This is a genomic window from Mesorhizobium sp. M0991 (genome assembly GCF_040318915.1).
In the GTDB taxonomy this organism is placed as follows: Bacteria; Pseudomonadota; Alphaproteobacteria; order Rhizobiales; family Rhizobiaceae; genus Mesorhizobium.
Map to the genome: position 1 here is coordinate 31,451 of NZ_JAMYNE010000030.1, position 20,414 is coordinate 51,864.

17 protein-coding genes are annotated in these 20,414 nt (G+C 62.9%); 10 read left to right on the forward strand and 7 right to left on the reverse strand.

Going from position 1 to position 20,414, the window contains the following annotated elements; all coding sequences use genetic code 11:
* Positions 1–99: 99 nt before the first annotated feature.
* Complete coding sequence (locus NKH70_RS29225; RefSeq protein WP_352720772.1) at positions 100–2,556, reverse strand: penicillin-binding protein 1A; 2,457 nt, start codon at positions 2,554–2,556, stop codon at positions 100–102.
* A gap of 213 nt (positions 2,557–2,769) precedes the next feature.
* Complete coding sequence (locus NKH70_RS29230; protein WP_352720770.1) at positions 2,770–4,032, reverse strand: N-acetylmuramoyl-L-alanine amidase; 1,263 nt, start codon at positions 4,030–4,032, stop codon at positions 2,770–2,772.
* A gap of 664 nt (positions 4,033–4,696) precedes the next feature.
* On the opposite strand from NKH70_RS29230, the gene NKH70_RS29235 reads away from it, so the two are divergent.
* On the forward strand, positions 4,697–7,681 hold the full coding sequence (locus NKH70_RS29235) for an Rne/Rng family ribonuclease (RefSeq protein ID WP_352979165.1): 2,985 nt from the start codon (positions 4,697–4,699) through the stop codon (positions 7,679–7,681).
* 96 nt (positions 7,682–7,777) lie between these two features.
* Here NKH70_RS29235 and NKH70_RS29240 read toward each other — a convergent pair whose 3' ends face one another.
* On the reverse strand, positions 7,778–8,725 hold the full coding sequence (locus NKH70_RS29240; protein ID WP_352720767.1) for a glutaminase: 948 nt from the start codon (positions 8,723–8,725) through the stop codon (positions 7,778–7,780).
* A gap of 11 nt (positions 8,726–8,736) precedes the next feature.
* On the reverse strand, positions 8,737–9,885 hold the full coding sequence (locus tag NKH70_RS29245; protein WP_352720766.1) for a pyridoxal phosphate-dependent aminotransferase: 1,149 nt from the start codon (positions 9,883–9,885) through the stop codon (positions 8,737–8,739).
* 144 nt (positions 9,886–10,029) lie between these two features.
* Here NKH70_RS29245 and NKH70_RS29250 point away from each other — a divergent pair, with 144 nt between their 5' ends.
* The 6 genes from NKH70_RS29250 to aat all read left to right on the forward strand — a co-directional run bounded on the left by NKH70_RS29250 (position 10,030) and on the right by aat (position 15,377).
* Complete coding sequence (locus NKH70_RS29250; protein WP_352720765.1) at positions 10,030–11,424, forward strand: M48 family metalloprotease; 1,395 nt, start codon at positions 10,030–10,032, stop codon at positions 11,422–11,424.
* Positions 11,425–11,495: 71 nt separating this feature from the next.
* A complete protein-coding gene (locus NKH70_RS29255) occupies positions 11,496–12,299 on the forward strand; it encodes a DsbA family protein (RefSeq protein ID WP_352915897.1) in 804 nt (267 codons plus the stop codon).
* Positions 12,300–12,462: 163 nt separating this feature from the next.
* The gene (gene aroQ / locus NKH70_RS29260) at positions 12,463–12,897 is read left to right on the forward strand and encodes a type II 3-dehydroquinate dehydratase (RefSeq protein WP_031211260.1); all 435 of its coding nucleotides are present in this window, start codon (positions 12,463–12,465) and stop codon (positions 12,895–12,897) included.
* Between the two features lie 26 nt (positions 12,898–12,923).
* On the forward strand, positions 12,924–13,382 hold the full coding sequence (gene accB / locus NKH70_RS29265) for an acetyl-CoA carboxylase biotin carboxyl carrier protein (RefSeq protein WP_292662508.1): 459 nt from the start codon (positions 12,924–12,926) through the stop codon (positions 13,380–13,382).
* Between the two features lie 19 nt (positions 13,383–13,401).
* Positions 13,402–14,745, forward strand: coding sequence for an acetyl-CoA carboxylase biotin carboxylase subunit (gene accC, locus NKH70_RS29270; RefSeq protein ID WP_353026753.1), 1,344 nt, complete (start codon positions 13,402–13,404; stop codon positions 14,743–14,745).
* A 14-nt stretch (positions 14,746–14,759) separates the two neighbouring features.
* Positions 14,760–15,377: a leucyl/phenylalanyl-tRNA--protein transferase gene (aat, locus tag NKH70_RS29275; RefSeq protein ID WP_352720763.1), complete on the forward strand. Its 618-nt coding sequence runs from the start codon at positions 14,760–14,762 to the stop codon at positions 15,375–15,377.
* 83 nt (positions 15,378–15,460) lie between these two features.
* Here aat and NKH70_RS29280 read toward each other — a convergent pair whose 3' ends face one another.
* The 3 genes from NKH70_RS29280 to NKH70_RS29290 all read right to left on the reverse strand — a co-directional run bounded on the left by NKH70_RS29280 (position 15,461) and on the right by NKH70_RS29290 (position 16,955).
* Positions 15,461–15,829, reverse strand: coding sequence for a hypothetical protein (locus tag NKH70_RS29280; RefSeq protein ID WP_352467351.1), 369 nt, complete (start codon positions 15,827–15,829; stop codon positions 15,461–15,463).
* Positions 15,830–15,918: 89 nt separating this feature from the next.
* Entirely contained in the window at positions 15,919–16,401 is a 483-nt protein-coding gene (locus tag NKH70_RS29285) for a DUF2155 domain-containing protein (protein WP_352467340.1), read from the reverse strand.
* A 155-nt stretch (positions 16,402–16,556) separates the two neighbouring features.
* Positions 16,557–16,955 (reverse strand): NADH:ubiquinone oxidoreductase subunit NDUFA12, encoded by a 399-nt coding sequence (locus tag NKH70_RS29290; RefSeq protein WP_023674818.1) that lies wholly within the window; start codon positions 16,953–16,955, stop codon positions 16,557–16,559.
* Between the two features lie 258 nt (positions 16,956–17,213).
* Between NKH70_RS29290 and NKH70_RS29295 the strand changes: the two genes are divergently transcribed.
* The 3 genes from NKH70_RS29295 to NKH70_RS29305 all read left to right on the forward strand — a co-directional run bounded on the left by NKH70_RS29295 (position 17,214) and on the right by NKH70_RS29305 (position 20,376).
* Complete coding sequence (locus NKH70_RS29295) at positions 17,214–18,374, forward strand: helix-turn-helix transcriptional regulator (protein ID WP_352979169.1); 1,161 nt, start codon at positions 17,214–17,216, stop codon at positions 18,372–18,374.
* Positions 18,375–18,581: 207 nt separating this feature from the next.
* The gene (locus tag NKH70_RS29300) at positions 18,582–19,982 is read left to right on the forward strand and encodes an ArnT family glycosyltransferase (protein ID WP_352720757.1); all 1,401 of its coding nucleotides are present in this window, start codon (positions 18,582–18,584) and stop codon (positions 19,980–19,982) included.
* A gap of 94 nt (positions 19,983–20,076) precedes the next feature.
* Positions 20,077–20,376 carry a hypothetical protein gene (locus NKH70_RS29305; protein WP_353026756.1) on the forward strand — a complete coding sequence of 100 codons (300 nt, stop codon included), beginning with the start codon at positions 20,077–20,079 and terminating at the stop codon, positions 20,374–20,376.
* Positions 20,377–20,414: the final 38 nt, after the last annotated feature.

A 20,414-nucleotide genomic window follows, 5' to 3' on the forward strand; every position in this document is an offset into this window, starting at 1 on the left:
AGGGACGGCACGGTCTCCTGTAAAGCGCCGGCCCCTGTAAAGCGGAGTGGGCCGGGTCGACCATGATCGTCAAGCCGGCCCGACCCGATGTAGTGATTGTCAGTAGAGCCCGCCGCCGCCCGACTGGATGGCCTGGTTGGCCTGCGGCGATAGCGCCCCGCCGGTGGCGTTCGAGCCGTCCGCACCCATGCCGATCACCCAATAGCTGTCGGCGGGACCGGTACCCGGCTTGAAGGCTTCGATGATGGTTCCGGCGTCGCCCGCGTTAGCCCGCATGCCGGTCTTGCGATTGATCGCAATCAGCTTCATGCCTTCCGGAACCTTGAAGTCGACATTGGGCGTGCCGTCCAGCGCCACGCGCATGAAATCCTTGAAGATCGGCGCGGCAAGGCCGCCGCCGGTCGCGCCCTTGCCGAGACCTTTCGGCTGATCGTAGCCCATGTAGAGGCCGACAACGAGGTTCGGCGTATAGCCGATGAACCAGGCATCCTTTTCGTCGTTGGTCGTTCCGGTCTTGCCGGCGATGTGACGACCGAGTTCGTTGATGGTGGCGCCGGTACCGCGTTGCACGACGCCCTCCATCATCGATGTGATCTGGTAGGCCGTCATCGGATCGAGCACCTGCTCGGAATTGTCGACCAGCTCCGGCTCTGGCTGGTTCTGCCATTCTGCAGCGTTGCAGTTCGAGCAGCCGCGTTCGTCCTGCCTAAAGACGGTCTTGCCGTAGCGGTCCTGGATGCGGTCGATCAGCGACGGCTTGATCGACTTGCCGCCATTGGCCATGATCGAATAGGCCGACACCATGCGCATCACCGTCGTCTCGCCTGATCCCAGCGCCATCGGCAGATACGGCGCCAGGTGGTCGTAGACGCCGAAACGCTCGGCATATTCCACGACCAGCTTCATGCCCATGTCGTTGGCAAGCCGCACCGTCATCAGGTTGCGCGATTTCTCGATGCCGGAGCGCAACGTCGCCGGGCCGGCCACCGTTCCGTCGTAGTTCTTGGGCGTCCAGGTCGTGTTGCCGCTCTGGATGGTGATCGGCCCGTCCATGATCACGGAGGCGGGCGTATAGCCATTGTCGAGGGCGGCCGAATAGACGATCGGCTTGAACGACGATCCCGGCTGGCGCATGGCCTGCGTCGCCCGGTTGAACTCCGACTGCGCGTAGGAGAAACCGCCGACCATGGCCAGGACGCGTCCGGTATGCGGGTCCATGGCGATCAGGCCGCCCTCCACTTCGGGAACCTGGCGCAAGCTGTAGCTGTTGTCCGAGCCGTCGTTCTTCTGCACGAAAATCACGTCGCCCGGCTTCAGCACGTCGGCCGGCGACTTCGCCTTGACGGTTCTACCGTCGACGACGTGGCGCATGGCGAAGCTCATGTCCTCCCGGCTGACGGTGCCTTCGACACGGTCCTTGACGATTTCGCCGGAGATCTGGCGCGTCGGCTGCAGGCCGATCGACAGGCCGGTGGCCGAGCTGTCGAGCACGACGGCGAGCGACCATTCCGGCACGTCTTCCAACCGCTTGACGTTGCCCAGCGGCACGCCCCAATCGCCGGAAATGTCGATGCTCGTGACCGGCCCGCGATAGCCGCGCAGTGTGTCGAACTTCATGAGACCATTCTGCATGGCCTTGCGGGCAATCAGCTGCATCTTCGGATCGAGCGTCGTGCGGACGGAAAGGCCGCCCTCGTAGAGCGCATTCTCACCATAGCGCGCGATGATCTGGCGACGCACTTCCTCGGTGAAATACTCCCCGGCGAAGAGATAGTTGCCGGTGCGGCGCGGCGAGACGCCGAGCGGCTCGGCCTTGGCCTTCTCGCCTTCTTCATGCGTGACGTAAGCGTTCTCGACCATCTGGTCGATGACCCAGTTGCGGCGCTCCAAGGCGCGATCGGCATGCTTGAAGGGATGATAGTTGTTCGGCCCCTTCGGCAGAGAGGCAAGATAGGCAGCCTCGGCCACGGTGAGCTCGTTCACCGATTTGTCGAAATAGGTGAGCGCAGCACCGGCGACGCCATAGGCACCGAAACCGAAGAAAATCTCGTTGAGATAGAGCTCGAGAATGCGATCCTTCGAATAGGCCTGCTCGATGCGGAAGGCGAGGATCATCTCCTTGATCTTGCGCTCGTAGGTCTGGTCTGAAGACAACAGGAAGTTCTTCGCCACCTGCTGGGTAATCGTCGAGGCGCCGACCTGGCGCTTTCCCGAGCCAACATTCTGCAGGTTGACGACAATGGCGCGACCAAGGCCGGTCACGTCGATACCGGGGTGGTTGTAAAAGTTCTTGTCCTCGGCCGACAGGAAGGCCGCCTTGACACGATCCGGGATCGCCTGAATCGGCAGATAAAGCCGCCGCTCACGCGCATATTCGGCCATCAGCGCGCCATCCGACGCGTGGATGCGGGTCGTCACCGGCGGCTCATATTTGGCCAGCACCTCGTAATCGGGCAGGTCCTTCGACAAATGGCCGATATAGATCGCCACGCCCGCCGCGACCAAAAGGGCCAGCGTCGTGCCGATGCCGAAGAAATAGCCAATGAGACGAATCATACCCGCTCCAGTCCTTGGTTCGGGAATTTCCTAAACGAAGCCGCCCTTCACGCAAGCTTTCGGGACGATCCCAAACCGTAATCGCAAACCCATGTCGCGACCATGTGGGCAAAATACGGCAGCGTGGAATTTCGGTTTCGAATGCCGGAAATAAAAGCACAGGGTGTTGTCGCCGTGCAACGCTGCTTCAGGTTGTGGGCGCCGGCGGGCATTTCAGCCTCCGGCCCCCGTTCCGCTCTTGGCCGAAGCAAACAGTGCAACGGCGTTGGTTATGCTCTGGGTCGCCTTGTTGCGCCAATCGGCGCTGAGCAACTGCGCTTCGTCCTTGGCGTTCGACAGATAGCCGAGTTCGACCAGCACGGATGGAACGTCCGGCGCCTTCAGCACCTTGAAGCCGGCAGAGCGCTGCGGGTTGTTTATCAGACCGACGCTGGTGGAAAGCTGGCCGACGAGTGTATGGGCAAAGCTCATCGAAAAATTATGCGTCTCGCGGCGGATCAGGTCGATCAGGATATCGGTCACTTCCTTGCTGTCGTCCTTGATCTCCATGCCGGCGAACTGGTCGGAAAGATTTTCACGGTCGGCAAGCGCCTGCGCCTCGGGATCGGAAGCCTTGTCGGACACGGTGTAGACGGTTGCGCCGCGAATGCCCTTGAGGCTGATCGTGTCGGCATGGATCGAGATGAGCAGGTCGGCCTCATGCTGGCGGGCAATGCGGACGCGGTCGTCGAGCCGCAGGAACACGTCGGTCTCACGCGTCAGGAACACGTCGTATTTGCCGCTGGCGGCGAGCTTGTCGCGCAGTTCCATGGCAAAGGCGAGCGTCACGTTCTTTTCGACCGTACCGTTCAGGCCCCCGGCACCGCCGTCGATGCCGCCATGGCCGGGATCGATGACGACGGTGAATCGATGGCCCGGATTAGAGACCGGCCCGGTACCGACCCTGCCGGCCTTGTCGGCGGAGACCGTCGAACCGGTGGTCAGCGCCTGATTGGCGAGCGCCGCATCGAATTCCCGCTGCGACGCCGCCGACATGTCGATGGCGATGCGGTAGCCGTTGCCGTCATCGTTCTTGAGCACGTCGAGATTGTTGACGGCGAACGGTCCCTTGCCGGTGAGAATCAGCCGCGATTTCCCCTCGCCGAGTCCACCGTAACGCACGGCGCGGACAAGCCCGCGCGGCTTCACATCCTTGGCATTGAGGGCGAATCTCGTGGCCGGCAGATCGACGACCAGACGATTTGGGCCGCGCAGCAGGAACCATTTGATGTCGGGCTCGCGGTCGAAATTGATGACGATACGCATCTTGGTGGCATCGCCGGCCATCTTGTAGCTTGTGGCACCGAGCGGTGCGTCGGCAGCACGCGAAAGCGGCGAAAGGAGCAGGCAAGCCAGGATCAGCGGCAGCAGGCAGGCGGTGCGGAAGAACCGGCCTCCATTATGACGGCCCTTGTCTGCGAAGCCTGCCAGTCCCATCTTTCTACCAGTCGCTCCCTTTTTGGCGTCATGCGATCGCTTGTCGAAGCGCCTTATTGCTTGTCAAAGTTCTGGCAGGCCGCGAACTCGATTAACGATTGGTATCCAGAGAAGGTTAACCAAGCCTTCATGGAAGGCTTGGGACCTGTGCTTCCGCTGCGGAACGGCTTTTTGCCGGCATCGGGAATCGGGGTTGCCTTCCAACCCGCCAAATCATAAAAGCGATGGTGGATCACTGCAATCCTGGAACCGTCCTCCTCCGCAGCTTACTGCTACAGGTCAGACGCAAGACGGCTCCTTTCGCTTCAGGCGAAGAAGGCATCGGTGATCGCGACGATTTTCGCAGGCGTGCTCCCGTGGCGGGGGAATCGCCTGCGTGAGCAAAACGGCCGGGATTGTCCCGTGCCGGCTCTGTATGAGCAAACAAGCTGGTCCGGTTTTTCCCGGGCTTTGGTTCAAAAGGTTCTGCTGGTGACGATGGCTTCAAGCGCAATCATGGAAAGGTCCGCAACAAACCGCGCCACTACGGCTGCGGGCGGCACCGCCATGGCGCTCAGGCAGCGGCCGGCGGACGTTCAATTGTCCGGCACCCATGTCCCGGGTCCACGGCAGCGGGCATTGCCCCGCAAGCCGCGGCCGACGGCTGCCGGGAGGAAACGAAATAATGCCCAACAAAATGCTGATAGACGCCTCCCACCCGGAGGAAACACGCGTTGTCGTCGTTCGCGGTAACCGTATTGAAGAATTCGACTTTGAATCCCAGGACAAGAAGCAGCTCAAAGGAAATATCTATCTCGCCCGCGTAACGCGCGTCGAACCTTCCCTTCAGGCAGCCTTCGTCGAATATGGCGGCAACCGTCACGGTTTCCTCGCCTTCAGTGAAATACACCCCGACTACTACCAGATTCCGGTCGCCGACCGTCAGGCGCTGCTGCGTGCGGAAGCACAGGAGGCCCAGGACGAAGAGGACGAGGAAGCCGCCGAAGGCGAGGACCGCCAGAGCCGCGACCGTGGCAAGCGCGGACGCCGGCGTGGCGGCAAGAGCCGCGACCGCGGCGAGCACAGGCGCGAGGCAGGCGCGGCCGACGGTGAGAATGGCGAGAACGGCGAAGATGCCGTCGCAGAAAACCTGGATGCCGCTGCCGACGACACCATGTCCGACATTGCCGGACAGAGCGAGGATGCCGCCGGACAGAGCGATGAGGTCGCCGATCGCGGCGAGACCGAGCCATCCGAAGGCGGATCCAGTTCCATCGCTGCCAGCGTCGATGCCGACGTAATCTCGGAAGCCGTCCCGCAAGTCGAGACAAGCGGGGCCGAGACAAGCGGGGCCGAGACAAGCGGCGAAGCAACCTCCGAAGACAATGATCGCGGCATGCTGGAAGAGGTGCAATCCTCGCATCCGGACGATCACGAGGTCGAATCGGTCGGCGCCGAAGACGCGCTGGAAGAAGTGCGCAACCGGCGCAAGCCGGTGCGCCGCCAGTACAAGATCCAGGAAGTGATCAAGCGCCGGCAGATCCTGCTGGTGCAGGTCGTCAAGGAAGAGCGCGGCAACAAGGGTGCAGCGCTGACCACTTATCTGTCGCTGGCCGGCCGCTATTCGGTGCTGATGCCGAATACGGCACGCGGCGGCGGTATTTCGCGCAAGATCACCAATGCGCAGGACCGCAAGCGGCTGAAGGAAGTGGTCGCCGATCTCGAAGTGCCGCAGGGCATGGGTGTCATCCTGCGTACGGCCGGCGAAAGCCGCACCAAGGCAGAGATCAAGCGCGATTACGAATATTTGATGCGGCTTTGGGAAAACGTCCGCAATCTGACGCTGCAATCCACGGCCCCTGCCCTGGTTTACGAGGAAGGCAGCCTGATCAAGCGCTCGGTGCGCGACCTTTACAACAAGGATATCGACGAGATCCTGGTTTCCGGCGAAGAAGGCTACCGCGAGGCCAAGGACTTCATGCGCATGCTGATGCCGAGCCACGCCAAGGTGGTTCAGCCGTTCCGCGACACGACGCCGATCTTTGTGCGCAACGGCATCGAAGCGCAGCTCGACCGCATGCTGCAGCCGCAGGTGACGCTGAAGAGCGGCGGCTACATCATCATCAACCAGACGGAAGCGCTGGTCGCCATCGACGTCAATTCGGGCCGTTCCACCAAGGAGCACTCGATCGAGGACACCGCACTTCACACCAATCTGGAAGCCGCCGAGGAAGTCGCCCGGCAATTAAGGCTGCGCGATCTCGCCGGCCTCATCGTCATCGACTTCATCGACATGGAGGAGAACCGCAACAACCGCTCCGTCGAGAAGCGGCTGAAGGATCACCTCAAGAACGACCGCGCCCGCATTCAGGTCGGCCGCATCTCGCATTTCGGCCTGATGGAGATGTCGCGCCAGCGCATCCGTGCCAGCGTGCTGGAATCGACGATGAAGCCTTGCCCGCATTGCGGCGGCACCGGCCATGTGCGCTCCGATTCGTCGGTTGCGCTGATGGTGGTGCGGGCAATCGAGGAATTCCTGCTCAAGGATTCGCGCAGCCACATCACGGTGCGGACGCCGGCAGCGACCGCGCTCTATGTGCTCAATCACAAGCGCGGCACGCTGGTGGAATTCGAGCACCGCTTCGGCGTGACCATCACCATCGAAGCCGATGACGCGGTCGGTGCACAACACTATGCCATCTTCCGCGGTGCGTTGGCCGAAAAGCCTGAAGGCTTTGTCGAGGCGCGCACGTTCCCGGCCTATGTCGAGCCGGAAGAACCCGAGGACGAGATCGTCATCGAGCAGGAAGACGAGGCACCGGTGCAGGCCGAGCAGCCACGTCCTGTCCAGCAGCCGCAGCAGCCAAGGTCCGGCGAGGACGGCGAAGGCCGCGATCGCAAGCGCCGCAAGCGCCGCAGACGGCGCGGCGGCAAGGATCGTGAACACGGGGAACGCGAGCACGGGGACCGCGAACATGGGGACCGCGAGCATGGCGCTGCTGTGGAAGGTGCTTCCGTTTCGGCGCCGGCAGACGACGCCTTCGTAGCCGCGGGCGACCAAGCCGCCGAAGCGGACCGTGAAGCGCCGGCCGGTGTTGCCGAAACGGCGGAAGCGGCGGACGACGGTCACGGCAAGAAGCGCCGGCGCGGCAAGCGCGGCGGCAAACGCAATCGCCGTGAAGACGGCGAGGACGGCGTCGAAGCCGGCGCCGGCGAGCCAGCCGCCATGACGGAAGATGCCGTGTCGGAAGCAGAGCCCGTGACCGGCGAGCCGGAAGGTGCGCCGCCGGCCGAAGAGCTTGCGGTGCTTGCTCCGGCGAACGACGACATGCCGAGCGCCGAAAAGCCGAAGAAGCCGCGCCGCGCCGCCAAGCCGAAGAAGGTTGCGGCGGAAGCAGTTGCCGAGATTGCGGGCGCCGAGACATCGGCTGCCGAGGCCGCCTCCGTGGCTTCCGGCGAGACCCCCGCGCCGGTGTCGCAGGAGACCGAAGTGGCGGCTGCCGAGGAAACGCCGAAGGTCCGGCCGTCGCGGCGCAAGCCCGTACCGGTGGATGCTCCGGTCGTGCCGGTCGTCTCCTCGATCGTCCCCGACGAGGCAAAGACCGAGGAAGCAAAGGCCGAGGACAAGCCGAAGCGTGCCGGCTGGTGGCAGCGGAAGGGCTTTTTCTAAGCCTTTCCGTGCATTAGCCAGACTTTCTGATTAAAAAAGTCCCGCGTGGCCGATCGGCTGCGCGGGATTTTTTTGCCCCAATTCCAGGCGACAACACTATGGTGCGAAGATCGACCAGTTCATTATCTTCGCCAGTTTTTCCAGCGCGATCGAGCCCAGCCTGGAATTGCCGTTGGCATTGAGGCCAGGCGACCAGACGGCAAGCGAGGCGATGCCCGGCACGATCCCCAATATGCCGCCGCCAACGCCGCTCTTGCCGGGAATGCCGACGCGGAAAGCGAAGTCGCCGGAGCCGTCATAGTGGCCGCAGGTCAGCATCATCGCGCCGATGCGGCGGGCGCGCTCGGCCGAGACGACGGAATGCCCGGTCGCCGGGTTGTTGCCGCCATTGGCGAGGAAGCGGCCGGCCAGGGCCAGTTGCCGGCAGCTCATGGCGATAGCGCAATGGTGGAAGTAAACGCCCAGCGCCAGTTCCGGCGCATGGTGGAGATTGCCGAACGATTTCATGTAATTGGCAAGCGCGAAATTGCGAAAGCCGGTGGCGCGTTCGGACGCCGCGACCTCGCGGTCGATGATGATCGTGTCGTCATCGGCCAGGAACTGGACGAAGCGCAGGATCTCGCCGATCGCCTCGCGCGGCTGATGGCCGGCGAGCAGGATGTCGGAGACGACGATGGCGCCGGCATTGATGAACGGATTGCGCGGAATGCCGTTCTCGTGCTCGAGCTGGACGATCGAGTTGAACGGATTGCCCGACGGCTCGCGCCCAACCCGCTGCCATAGCGCATCGCCGACATTGCCAAGCGCCAGCGTCAGCGTGAACACCTTTGAGATACTCTGGATCGAAAACGCCTCGTCGGCATCGCCCGCGGTCAGCACGCGGCCGTCATTGGTCACCGCGGAAATGCCGAATTTTTTCGGGTCGATCTTGCCGAGCTGGGGAATATAGCTGGCGACGTCGCCGCGATCGGTACGCTCCGCCATTTCGGCGGCGACCTCGCGCAACGCATGTTCGAGTTGGGGCGCCTGATCAAACTCCGGCATGGTCGCCCCCGCTACTTCAGCCAGCGTTCGATGCGCGCCATCGCCTCGACCATATCGTCGTGGCTGCCGGCATAGGAAAAGCGCATCGTGCGATGGCCTTGCAGCGGATCGAAATCGCGGCCCGGCGTCGCCGCCACATGCGCCTCGGCCAACATCCTGCGCGCAAACGCCATGCTGTCATTGGTATGCCTGGTGACGTCGCAGAAAGCGTAGAAGGCGCCGTCCATGGGCGCGGCCAAAGCAAAGCCGAGCTCCGGCAGGCGTTGCATCAGGATCTCGCGGTTCCAGGCATAGCGCGCCTTCACCGCTTCCAGTTCTGGCGTCGCCTTGAATGCCTCGATCGCGGCAATCTGGGACAGCTCGGGCGGCGAGATGTAGAGGCTCTGGGCGATGCGCTCGACCGGCCGCACCAATTCCTGCGGCAGCACCATCCAGCCGATGCGCCAGCCGGTCATGCAATAATATTTCGAGAAGGAATTGATCACCGTCACATCCGCGCCGAAAGAAAGCGCGGTCGTGTCGGGCGCCGCATAGGCCAGCCGGTGGTAGATTTCGTCCGAGATGACGGCGATGCCGAGCTCTTGCGCCGTCTTGACCAGCGCCTCGAGATCGCCGGCGGGAATGACCGCGCCGGTCGGGTTGGCCGGGCTGGCGAACAGCACGCCCTTCAGCGGTTTTTCGCGATGCGCGGCTTGCAGGTGCTCGGCATGGAGATAGGCGGCGCCGTCCAACTCGATCTCGGCGATGTCGATGCCGAGCGCGGCCATGATGTTGCGATAGGCAGGATAGCCGGGCGCCGCGATGGCGACGCGGTCGCCTGGATCGAACATTGCCAGGAAAGCGAGGTTGAAGGCAGCCGACGATCCGGTGGTGACGGCTATCCGCTCGGGCGAAACGTCAAGCCCGTAATGCTCGCCATAATGGGCCGCGATCGCCTTGCGGAGGCCGGTGAGGCCCAGCGCGTCGGTATAGCCGATGCGGCCTGCTTTCAAGGCGATCGTCGCCGCTTCGCGAACGCCGGCCGGCGCCGGATCGGAAGGCTGGCCGACGGCCATGGAAACGACCGGCAGGCCCTTGGCCTTCAGCCGATTCGCCTCGGCCAGGATGTCCATGGCATGGAACGGTTCGACCGCGCCGCGGCGCGAAAGCGAAACAACCATTTTTCAATCCACCACACTTGTCCGCACGTGCCGCCATGCTGGCTGCGCCGCACAAATGCCCGATTGGTGTGGGGATCACAAGTTCGGTAAGTTTAAGCTGCCGACTTTTCATCCTTCGCCCACTCGTCTACCAGTGGACCTGCCATGTTGAGCCGACCCAAATCGACGATCGCCAGGACAGCGCGCGCCTTCGCGACGCTTTCGCTTGCCGCGGTGGTCGCCATGGCCGGCTCGGTCAATGCGTTTGCGCAGAATGTGCCGGTGGTGCGCGATGCCGAGATCGAGGCGCTGGTACGCGATTACGCGCGGCCGATCTTCAAGGCGGCGGGCTTGTCGGGCGACGCCATCAACATCGTGCTGGTCAATGACCAGAGCTTCAACGCCTTTGTTGCCGGCCGCCGCATGTTCATCAATACCGGCGCGCTGATGACGGCCGAAACGCCCAACGAGATCATCGGCGTCATCGCCCACGAGGCCGGCCATATCGCCGGCGGGCACCAGCAGAAATTGCGCGAACAGCTCGAGCGCGCCAAGACGATGGCGATCCTGGCGACGCTGTTGGGCGCCGGCGCCATGGTGGCCGGCGCCACCAGCAACAGCCGCGGCCTCGCCGGCGCCGGCATGGGCGTGATGGCCGGCGGCGGCGAGATGGCGCAACGCAGTATCCTCGCCTATCAGCGCACCGAAGAGATGACCGCCGACCGCTCGGCAATCGCTTATCTCAATGCTACCGGCCAGTCCGGCATGGGCATGCTGAAGACGTTCAGCCGTTTCCAGAACGCATTGTCGCTCTCGGGCGCCCAAGTCGATCCCTACAGGATCAGCCATCCGATGCCGCAGGAGCGTATCGCCAATCTCGAAGTGTTGGTGAAGCAGAGCCCTTACGTCGACAAGGTCGACCCCCCTGCACTGCAGCAGCGCCACGATATGATGCGCATCAAGATCGCCGCCTATATGCAAGGCCAGGCCGCGGCGTCGCGATTGATGCGCAAGAACCCCGGCAGCCTCGCCTCACGCTATGGCGACGCGCAGATGACCTATCTTTTCGGCAATCTGGCCTCGGCGCTCACCAAAACCAACGCGCTGATCAAGGAACAGCCGAAAAATCCCTATTTCCAGGAATTACGCGGCGACATCCTGATGAAGGCGAACCGGCCGAAGGATGCGGCGGACGCCTATGCCAAGTCGGTCAGTCTCGATCCGGCGCGATCCGGGCTGCTGCCGGTCTCTTACGGCCAGGCGCTGATGGCCATCGGCACGGCGGATTCGCTGAAGAAGGCGGTGGCGCAGATCAACACCGGCCTCGGGCGGGACCGCGAAAACGCCGCCGGATACCGTTATCTGGCACAGGCCTACGGGGAACTCGGCAACATCCCGGCCGCCGAGCTTGCAACCGCCGAAGGGCATTTCTATTCCGGCGACTACAAGAATGCGAAAATCTTCGCCATGCGGGCGCAGCAGAGCATGAAGCGGGGCGAGCCGGGCTGGCTTCGCGCGCAGGACATTATAAACTACGCACCATCAGGTAAGAAGAAGTGAACCTTTTCGGACGCACGCTGCGACGCAGCCAAACCGAGCGGACCCGAACACAGGCAAGAGGATCGAGGATCATGACCAAGGCAATTCTGCTGGGCACTACCGGAGTGGCAGCGGCTCTCGCCATGCTGGCTTTCGGCTTCGTCGCCGGAAATCCGCAGACGGCGAAGGCCGGCACGGCACAGCTTGCCCAGACGGCGTCCTCGGGTACCAAGCTCGACCGTGCCGAAGTCGAAGGCATCGTCCGCGACTATCTGCTGAAGAACCCGGAAGTGCTTCTGGAGGCCCAGCAGGCACTCGAGGCCAAGCAGAAGGAAGAACAGCGCGTCGCCAGTCTCGGCGTCATCAAAGACGCCAAGGACCAGATCTTCAATTCCTCATTCGACGGCGTTGTCGGCAATCCGAACGGCAAGGTCACCATCGTCGAGTTCTACGATTACAATTGCGGCTACTGCAAACGCGCCATCGACGACATGCGCGCGCTGACCAAGGCCGATCCGGACCTGCGTTTCATGCTCAAGGAGTTCCCGATCCTCGGCCCGGATTCGCAGAAGGCGAGCGTCGTCTCGATGGCCTTCCATTTGATGAAGCCGGAGAAATACGGCGAATTCCACAATGCGCTGCTCGGCGGCCAGGGGCGCGCCACCGAGGCGGCGGCAATCAAGGTGGCGCTGTCGCTCGGCGCCGACGAGGCGGCGCTGCGCGAAAAGATGAAAGACCCGAGCATCACCGAGGCCTTCTCCAAGACCTATGACCTCGCCACCAAGCTCGCCATCACCGGAACGCCGTCCTATGTCGTCGGCAACGAGGTGGTGTTCGGCGCGCTTGGCCAGGAAGTGCTGGCCGAAAAGATCGAGGCGGCGAAGGCCGCGCTCTGATTAGCGTTCGGGTTTCGATTAGGCTGCGGGTTTCCGGCACGGGCCGTTTTCCGGCTGTTGTGGACGGCGAAAGAACGCACTTGCGCTCTTTTCGCCAGCGTCTATGCCCATTATAGAGGGTCCGGCGCGCCGGCTTAGCCGCGCCGGGAAAGGTCGGCATTTTTTGAAAACGGTTTTCGTCCTGAACGGCCCCAATCTCAACGCGCTCGGCAAGCGCGAGCCGGGCATCTATGGCGGCAAGACGCTTGCCGCGATCGCCGACGACTGCAAGCAGGCGGGTGCCGCACTTGGGCTGGAGATCGATTTCCGCCAGTCGAACCATGAGGGCGACCTCGTCGACTGGATCCAGGAGGCCGCCGACAAGGCCGCCGCAATCGTCATCAATCCGGGCGCCTACGGCCATACGTCGATCGCCATTCACGATGCCATCCGCGCTGTCGCGCCGCTGCCGGTCGCTGAGGTGCATCTTTCCAACATCCACGCGCGGGAACCATTCCGCCACGTTTCCATGGTCGCGCCGGTCGCCGTCGGCATGATCTGCGGGTTCGGGCCGCTCGGCTACACGCTGGCGCTGCAGGCGCTGGCTGCACGCCTATGACCGGCCAACAAACAGAAGGCTCGAAAATGTCGATAAAGAAGAACGGTGTTGACCAGCAGCTGATCCGCGATCTGGCGGGCATACTGAACGACACCAACCTGACCGAGATCGAGGTCGAGCTGGGCGATCTGAAGGTGCGCGTCTCGCGGCAGGCGCCGGCCGTCCATGCGGTCGCCGCAGCCCAGCCGGCCTATGCGCCGGCAGCCGCGCAGCCCGCGGCAGCGGCCGCCCCGGCGACGCCCGATGTGTCGAAGAACGCCGTCGCCTCGCCAATGGTCGGCACCGCCTATCTGGCACCGTCGCCCGACGCCAGGCCGTTCATCGAAATCGGCCAGAAGGTCAAGGAAGGCCAGACGCTGCTGATCATCGAAGCAATGAAGACGATGAACCAGATCCCCTCGCCGCGCGCCGGCACGGTGACGGCGATCCTGTTTGAAGATGCGCAGCCGGTCGAATATGGCATGCCGCTCGTCGTGATCGAGTAGAGCCGGGAACAGGCGAAAGATGTTCCAGAAAATCCTCATCGCCAATCGCGGCGAAATCGCCCTCAGGGTGCTGCGCGCCTGTAAGGAGCTGGGCATCCAGACGGTGGTGGTGCATTCGACCGCCGACGCCGACGCCATGCATGTGCGTCTCGCCGACGAGAGCGTCTGCATCGGCCCGCCGCCGTCGCGCGACAGCTATCTCAACATCCACCAGATCGTCGCCGCCTGCGAGATCACCGGCGCCGACGCGGTGCATCCCGGCTACGGTTTTCTGTCGGAGAACGCCAAGTTCGCCGACATCCTCGCCGCGCACAACATCACCTTCATCGGCCCGACGGGCGACCATATCCGCATCATGGGTGACAAGATCGAGGCCAAGCGCACCGCAAAACGCCTCGGCATTCCCGTGGTGCCCGGCTCCGACGGCGCGGTCACCGAGGACAAGGAAGCCAAGCGCATTGCCGCCGCGATCGGCTACCCCGTGATCATCAAGGCGTCGGCCGGCGGCGGCGGGCGCGGCATGAAAGTGGCGCGTAGCGAGGCCGACCTCGAGGTGGCGCTGCAGACGGCACGCTCGGAGGCGGGTGCGGCCTTCGGCGACGACGCCGTCTATATCGAGAAATATCTGCAGAAGCCGCGCCATATCGAAGTGCAGGTGTTCGGCGACGGCGCCGGGCGCGGCGTGCATTTCGGCGAGCGCGACTGCTCGCTGCAGCGCCGTCACCAGAAGGTCTGGGAAGAAGCGCCCTCGCCGGCGCTCAATGCGGAGGAGCGCGCGCATATTGGCGGCGTCTGCGCCAGGGCGATCGCCCATCTCGGCTATTCCGGCGCCGGCACCATCGAATTCCTCTATGAGGACGGCGAGTTCTATTTCATCGAAATGAACACGCGCCTGCAGGTCGAACATCCGGTGACCGAGGCGATTACCGGCATCGACCTCGTGCACGAGCAGATCCGCGTCGCCTCGGGCGGCGGGCTTTCGGTGCGCCAGGAAGATATCCGCTTCCATGGCCATGCCATCGAATGCCGCATCAATGCAGAGGATCCGCGCACCTTCACCCCGTCGCCGGGCACCATTACCCATTTCCACACGCCGGGCGGCCTCGGCATCCGCGTCGATTCCGGCGTCTATTCCGGCTACAAGATCCCGCCCTACTACGACAGCCTGATCGGCAAGCTGATCGTGCATGGCCGCAACCGCGTCGAATGCATGATGCGACTGCGGCGCGCGCTCGACGAGTTCGTCGTCGACGGCATCAAGACGACGCTGCCGCTGTTTCGCGACCTCGTCGGCAACGCCGACATCGCCAATGGCGACTACGACATCCACTGGCTGGAAAAATACCTGGCCGAAGGCGAGTGATACAGGGCGAAGCGATGACCCGTCCCTACGCACCCGGTTATCGCATCCCGACCGACCTTTTGCTCAAAGCCTATGCCTCCGGCGTCTTCCCGATGGCCGAAAGCGCCAATGACCCCGAAGTGTTCTGGGTGCGGCCGGAGACGCGCGGCATCATTCCGCTCGACGGGTTCCACATACCGAAAAGCCTGAGAAAGACGATCCGCAAGAACCTGTTCGAGTTCCGCATCGATTTCGACTTCGAGGCGACGATCGAGGCCTGCGCCGAAAGGCGCGAGGAACGGCGGTCGACCTGGATCAACGCACCGATCCGCGAAGCCTATATCGAGCTGCATCGGATGGGCCATTGCCATTCGGTCGAGGCCTGGCACGACGACCGGATGGTCGGCGGCCTCTACGGCGTATCGCTCGGCCGCGTGTTCTTCGGCGAGAGCATGTTCGCCAGGGAGACCGACGCGTCAAAGGCCTGCCTGGTTCACCTCGTCGAACGCCTGAAGGCGCGCGGCTTTGCGCTGCTCGATACGCAGTTCACCACCGAGCATCTCAAACGCTTCGGCGCAATCGACGTGCCGCGCGGCAAGTACGAGAAGATGCTGGCCGGGGCGCTGAAGGGCGAGGCCGTGTTTTTTCCATAACCTGGAATGGTTCATCGTTTCACAGAAACGCAATTCCGGACGGAAACCGTTCACACTTTTCCTGGAATTGCTCCAGCGGCCGGTCAGCCTTTTGATGCCGTCACCAGCGGCGTCTGTGCGTGGAACATCATTTTCCAGCCATTGACGCGGTGGACATAGCCGGTGCTGACCAGCGCCGCATAGGCTTCGCCATCTTGCCGCGTCGCACGCGCCTCGTAGGTCAGCATGACGATGTCGCTGCCAGGCTCGATGATGCCTTTGAGGTCGATGTCGAGATCGCGCCAGCGGTTCGGGTCCGTCGCAGTTGCGGCCAGATCGGTATTGCTCATCACCCGCGCCATCTGCGGGAAGGCCACCAGGCATTCGGTATCGGCGTTGGCCTTGAAATAGTCGGCACCGCCGCTCCAGAATCCCCTTTCGATATCGAGAAGTTCGTTCTTGTTGGCCATCATCATGGCAACCTCCACCGTAGAGAGGCACCAACGCTCGGGCAACACGGCGGTTCCGCAAGGCGCGGTATCCGCCGCCGCGCTGACAGATTCTAGTTGGTTTTGGGGGCAGTGGGTGCCGGCACGTCGGACTTCTGCTTGCAGCCCTTCAGCCAGATATCATAGACGGCATGCTCGACGGCGTTGATCCCGGGGCTTTCGGCGAACATCCAGCCGGTGAAGATACGGCGTATTTTCCGGTCGAGCGTGATCTCGTCGACCTCGACGAACGAATCCGTCTTCGGCTCTTCGTTCTCCGGCCGCGAATAGCAGATGCGCGGCGTCACCTGCAAAGCGCCGAACTGCACCGTCTCGTCGATATAGACATCGAAGGTGATGATACGGCCGGTGATCTTGTCGATGCCGGCGAATTCAGCGACGGGATTGGTGATGCGCTCGGATACTGCGGGTGCTGCAGGCGCCACGGACGCGTCCGGTGCAGGCGGCGCCAATTCCTGCGCAGCAGCAAGCGCCACCATAGAAGCGAGAACGACCGCGGTTAATCCGCCCGTCAAAATTCGGCTGAACATGCTCATGCAAGGTCCGGTGGTTTGCGCCCGGGTGATTCTCTTAACGCCAAGGCTAGTTGCTGCTGTCGGATCAGCAAACAGCTAAACAGCAATTGTGGCGACAAAGGACCGCCCCGTGGGGACCGCGCCCGTGGAGACCGCGCGCGTGTCGCGGCGATCGATCACGAACCAGGCGTCCAGGCGTCGTAGTCGCCCGTCACCTGCGGACGATGCTGGTTGGTCAGCACCGAGCCTTTCGGCCGATAGGCTGCGGGGCTGCCGGTGAGGTTCGGCACATGCGGCTTTTGCCAGTCGCGTGGCTTGTAGTCTTCGCTTGGCGGCGCAACGTCGACACGGTGATGGATCCAGCCATGCCAGCCGGGCGGAATCGCCGAGGCTTCCGAATAGTCGCGGTAGATGACCCAGCGGCGCGTGCGGCCTTCCGAATCGACGCCGCCCTCATAGTAGACGTTGCCGACCTCGTCCTGCCCGACCTTCTTGCCATGCCGCCAGGTGTGGAAGCGCGTTCCCAATGTCTGGCTGTTCCACCAGGTGAAAAACTGCAGAAGGAAAGTTTTCATCCAAATCCTCGTGGCAAGTCCTTGTAGCAAGTCCTCGCGGCGGCTGCGGCGGCGCCTGTTCCTGCTTATGGCGTCACGGCATTGCGAAGGCAAGGGTCTTGCCGCAACCGGCGAGCAAATGGCTGGCGGGAAAGCGAAACGTTCATGCGATTTTCGCGTCCGCCCGAAGCAGATGAAATGGGTTGTTGGCGACCTTACGCAGCGTTATTCTAGGAGTTGATGCTTCGTTGCCTCAAGGACGGCAAATGAGAGGGGCTCATGTCATCGCTGGCGGGCACGGCCGGTCGCGCATTGCCGCAGGTCGTTGAGGCGATCTACGATTCGATTGCCGACGTCGACCGCTGGCAGGCGACACTCGAGGCCATCTGCAGCCTGGCGGAAGGCCAGCTTGCCATGCTCGCCGTCATCGACACGATCAGCAGTTCCGCGCGGTTTTCGGTGTCCTGCGGCGATCCCGCAGTTCTTGAGCCGTTGAAGCATGACTACGGCTCGCAAGTGCCGTTCTATGCGGCGGTTCCCAAGATGGAGATCGACGTGCCGTTCACCGTCGATTCGATCTACGCCCTGCAAGGCCCGGATACGCGACAGAGATGGCTCGAAAGCCGCATCGTGCGCGAATGGGTGCAACCCAACCGCCTGGACGATTTCTTCTGGGTGGCGTTGATGAAGCGGCCGACCCGGATCGGCACGCTAATGGTGGTGACCGACAAGGACAGGCGCCAGATTTCCCGCGAGGATCTCGAGCTTGTCTGCCTGCTGGCGCCGCATGTGCGGCGCGCGGTGACCATCGGCGACCTGTTCGAGGCCGAGCGGCGGAAGGCCGAAATCTTCCGCTCCATCATCGAAAGCCTCGACCATCCGGTGCTGATCGTCGCCGAAGACATGACCATCATCTTCGCCAACCCGTCAGCCGAAGCGCTGCTCGCCGAAAACATTTCGGTTGCTTGCGTGCGCGGCCAGCTTTCCTTCACCTATGCCAACGCCAATGCCGCGATCGGCCGCGCCGTCCAGCTCGGCACGCGCGACGAATTCGCGCTCGGACCTTGCGGCATCAACATTCCCCTGGCCAAGACGGCCGTTCCGGCGGTGGCCCATGTGATGCCGCTGGCGCGGCGTGAAATCTCGGCGCGCATCTCGCAGCGCGCCGCCGCAGCAATCTTCATCGCTGCGGCCGGTTCGGCACCAATCCCGGCGCTGGACGCCATTGCGGCGCTGTTCGGACTGACCGCGGCAGAAAGGCGCGTTGCCGATCACGTTGCCGCCGGCCTGACCCGAAAGGAAATCGCCGCGGCCGGCGGCGTCTCGGACGGCACCGTCAAGTCGCAGCTGGCGACGATCTTCGACAAGACCGGTACCGGCGATCAGCGCGAGCTCGAACTCTTGATGCGGGAATTGTCGCCGCCGTTGCGCTCCAGTTAATTTGCGCAGATTCCCCGGACCGGCGGCGGTCCAAAAGGCTCGGCCGGTCAGTTTTCCAAGCCTTTAAGACCATCGTCCGCAAAATCTGCGAAACGAAACCGGCAACGTTGCAATTCGGCCAAAATCATGGTGCGGTCGTTCGCGGTCCAGAAACGCGGCACTATGCTCGGCTGGAAAGAAAATGGTTTCTGGCGCGGATCTCGACCTTTGACACCGACATCTACCGAGCGGCTGCTCCCCTACCTCTTTTTGCTTGGGCTGATCGTAATCGCGGTCGCTTTCCGGCCACTGCTGCCCGTCGACGAAACGCGATATCTCAGCGTCACCTGGGAAATGTATCTGAGCGGACAGATCTTCGTCCCGACGATGAATTTCGCGCCCTATCTGCAGAAGCCGCCACTGCTGTTTTGGCTTATCGACCTTGTCTGGACCGTTTTCGGCGCCAGCCGGCCGGCGGCGATGTTGGTCATCTTCGCCGCCTCCTCGCTCGTCATCTGGCTGACCACGGCGTTGGCAAAGACCCTGTTTCCGGGCCGCGACGACATCGCGCGGCGCATCCCCTGGCTGGTCGCCGGAAGCAGCGTGTTCGTCATCTATTCGACGCTGATCCTGTTCGACCTGTTGCTGACGGTCTTTGTGCTCGCCGCGCTGTTGTCGCTGATTGCCTTTGCCCGGAGCGGCAACCGCTGGCAGGCCGTTCTGGCCGGGCTGTTCATCGGCATGGGCGTGCTGACGAAAGGCCCGGTGGTGCTGATCCATATCGGCGCGCCCATCCTGTTCTACCCGTTCTGGCGCGACCGGCGGGCGGGACTGGCGACACCGAACTTCCTCGCTGGAGTGGGCCTGGCATTGCTCGCCGCGCTGATTCCGGTTGCGATCTGGCTGGTGCCGGCGACGATCCTGACAAAAGGCAATTTCGTCTATGATCTCGTCTGGAACCAGTCGGCGGGGCGCGTCACCGGCAATTTGCGCAATTCGCACGGCCGGCCGTTCTATTTCTATCTGCTGCTGCTGCCGGTCATGTTCATACCGTGGATCTTCATACCCGAGGTCTGGCGGTTGAAGCTGCGCACGCGGATACGCAGCCTGATCGACGCGAAGTCGCCGGATCTGCGCGCCTTGCGCCTGCTGTCGTTCTCGTTCGTTGCCGTGTTCTTGGTGTTCAGCGCGATATCTGGCAAGCAGCCCCACTATGTCGTGCCGATGTTGCCGTTCGTGGTCATCCTGTTCGGCTATTTCATGGCGGAGATCCCGCTCGCCAGGCTGAAGAGCTCGGCCGTCGTCATGCTTGTCATTTTCGGCATCGGCCACGCGGTGGCATCGGCAACCGCGTTCAAACGCTATGACCTGACGCCGCTCGCCAACTTCATCGACGAGCGAAAGGATGCGGACTGGGCCGTGGCTTTCGACTATCAAGGCGAAGTCGGCTTCCTGGCCCGGTTGCAAAGGCCGTTCGAAAGCACCGACAAACCGGAAGAATGGCTTGGTTCGCATCCCAGCGGCTATGTCATCGACAAAGTTTCCAAGGATCCCGGCACTGCAGGGCAAATCGCGTTCCGGCTTCGCGTCGAACGCGGTTATCTCGTCGTGCTGAAGGGACAGCATTGACGATCGTCACCGGTATGCGAGTTCGTCCCCCACGCGGGAGATGAAGGCGTTGCTGCTTCGTGGTTCCATCGCTCGATAGAACCGGGAGGTATTCATGTGCAAGCTTATCTCGACGATGCTTTTTGTCCTATCGCTCGCCGTGGCCGGCCTTGCCGCCGATCCGGTATGGAGCTTCAAATGTCAGTCCGGAACGATTGGGCAAGGCAGTTGCTCCTGCTCCGGGACCGCCGACTGCACCGACATGCGGCATTCCAAAATGTGCAAGGGCGACCTGAACTGCGGTTCGGGCAAATGCTCCTGCACGGCCGCACTGGTAGTCGACCCAGGCCCGAAAACCCCCAAGCCGAAGGTCGTCGCGCCGAAGGCGACAACCGAAGGCGCCGTGAAGCAGTAGCCATCCGATCCGAAAGGACGGCGGCGGCTCAACGTCGC

Bases quoted from the DNA above. Each gene is read 5' to 3' on its own strand.
- NKH70_RS29225 (WP_352720772.1), bottom strand. From the start codon at position 2,556: ATGATTCGTCTCATTGGCTATTTCTTCGGCATCGGCACGACGCTGGCC.
- NKH70_RS29230 (WP_352720770.1), bottom strand. From the start codon at position 4,032: ATGGGACTGGCAGGCTTCGCAGACAAGGGCCGTCATAATGGAGGCCGG.
- NKH70_RS29235 (WP_352979165.1), top strand. From the start codon at position 4,697: ATGCCCAACAAAATGCTGATAGACGCCTCCCACCCGGAGGAAACACGC.
- NKH70_RS29240 (WP_352720767.1), bottom strand. From the start codon at position 8,725: ATGCCGGAGTTTGATCAGGCGCCCCAACTCGAACATGCGTTGCGCGAG.
- NKH70_RS29245 (WP_352720766.1), bottom strand. From the start codon at position 9,885: ATGGTTGTTTCGCTTTCGCGCCGCGGCGCGGTCGAACCGTTCCATGCC.
- NKH70_RS29250 (WP_352720765.1), top strand. From the start codon at position 10,030: ATGTTGAGCCGACCCAAATCGACGATCGCCAGGACAGCGCGCGCCTTC.
- NKH70_RS29255 (WP_352915897.1), top strand. From the start codon at position 11,496: ATGACCAAGGCAATTCTGCTGGGCACTACCGGAGTGGCAGCGGCTCTC.
- accB (WP_292662508.1), top strand. From the start codon at position 12,924: ATGTCGATAAAGAAGAACGGTGTTGACCAGCAGCTGATCCGCGATCTG.
- accC (WP_353026753.1), top strand. From the start codon at position 13,402: ATGTTCCAGAAAATCCTCATCGCCAATCGCGGCGAAATCGCCCTCAGG.
- aat (WP_352720763.1), top strand. From the start codon at position 14,760: ATGACCCGTCCCTACGCACCCGGTTATCGCATCCCGACCGACCTTTTG.
- NKH70_RS29280 (WP_352467351.1), bottom strand. From the start codon at position 15,829: ATGATGGCCAACAAGAACGAACTTCTCGATATCGAAAGGGGATTCTGG.
- NKH70_RS29285 (WP_352467340.1), bottom strand. From the start codon at position 16,401: ATGAGCATGTTCAGCCGAATTTTGACGGGCGGATTAACCGCGGTCGTT.
- NKH70_RS29290 (WP_023674818.1), bottom strand. From the start codon at position 16,955: ATGAAAACTTTCCTTCTGCAGTTTTTCACCTGGTGGAACAGCCAGACA.
- NKH70_RS29295 (WP_352979169.1), top strand. From the start codon at position 17,214: ATGTCATCGCTGGCGGGCACGGCCGGTCGCGCATTGCCGCAGGTCGTT.
- NKH70_RS29305 (WP_353026756.1), top strand. From the start codon at position 20,077: ATGTGCAAGCTTATCTCGACGATGCTTTTTGTCCTATCGCTCGCCGTG.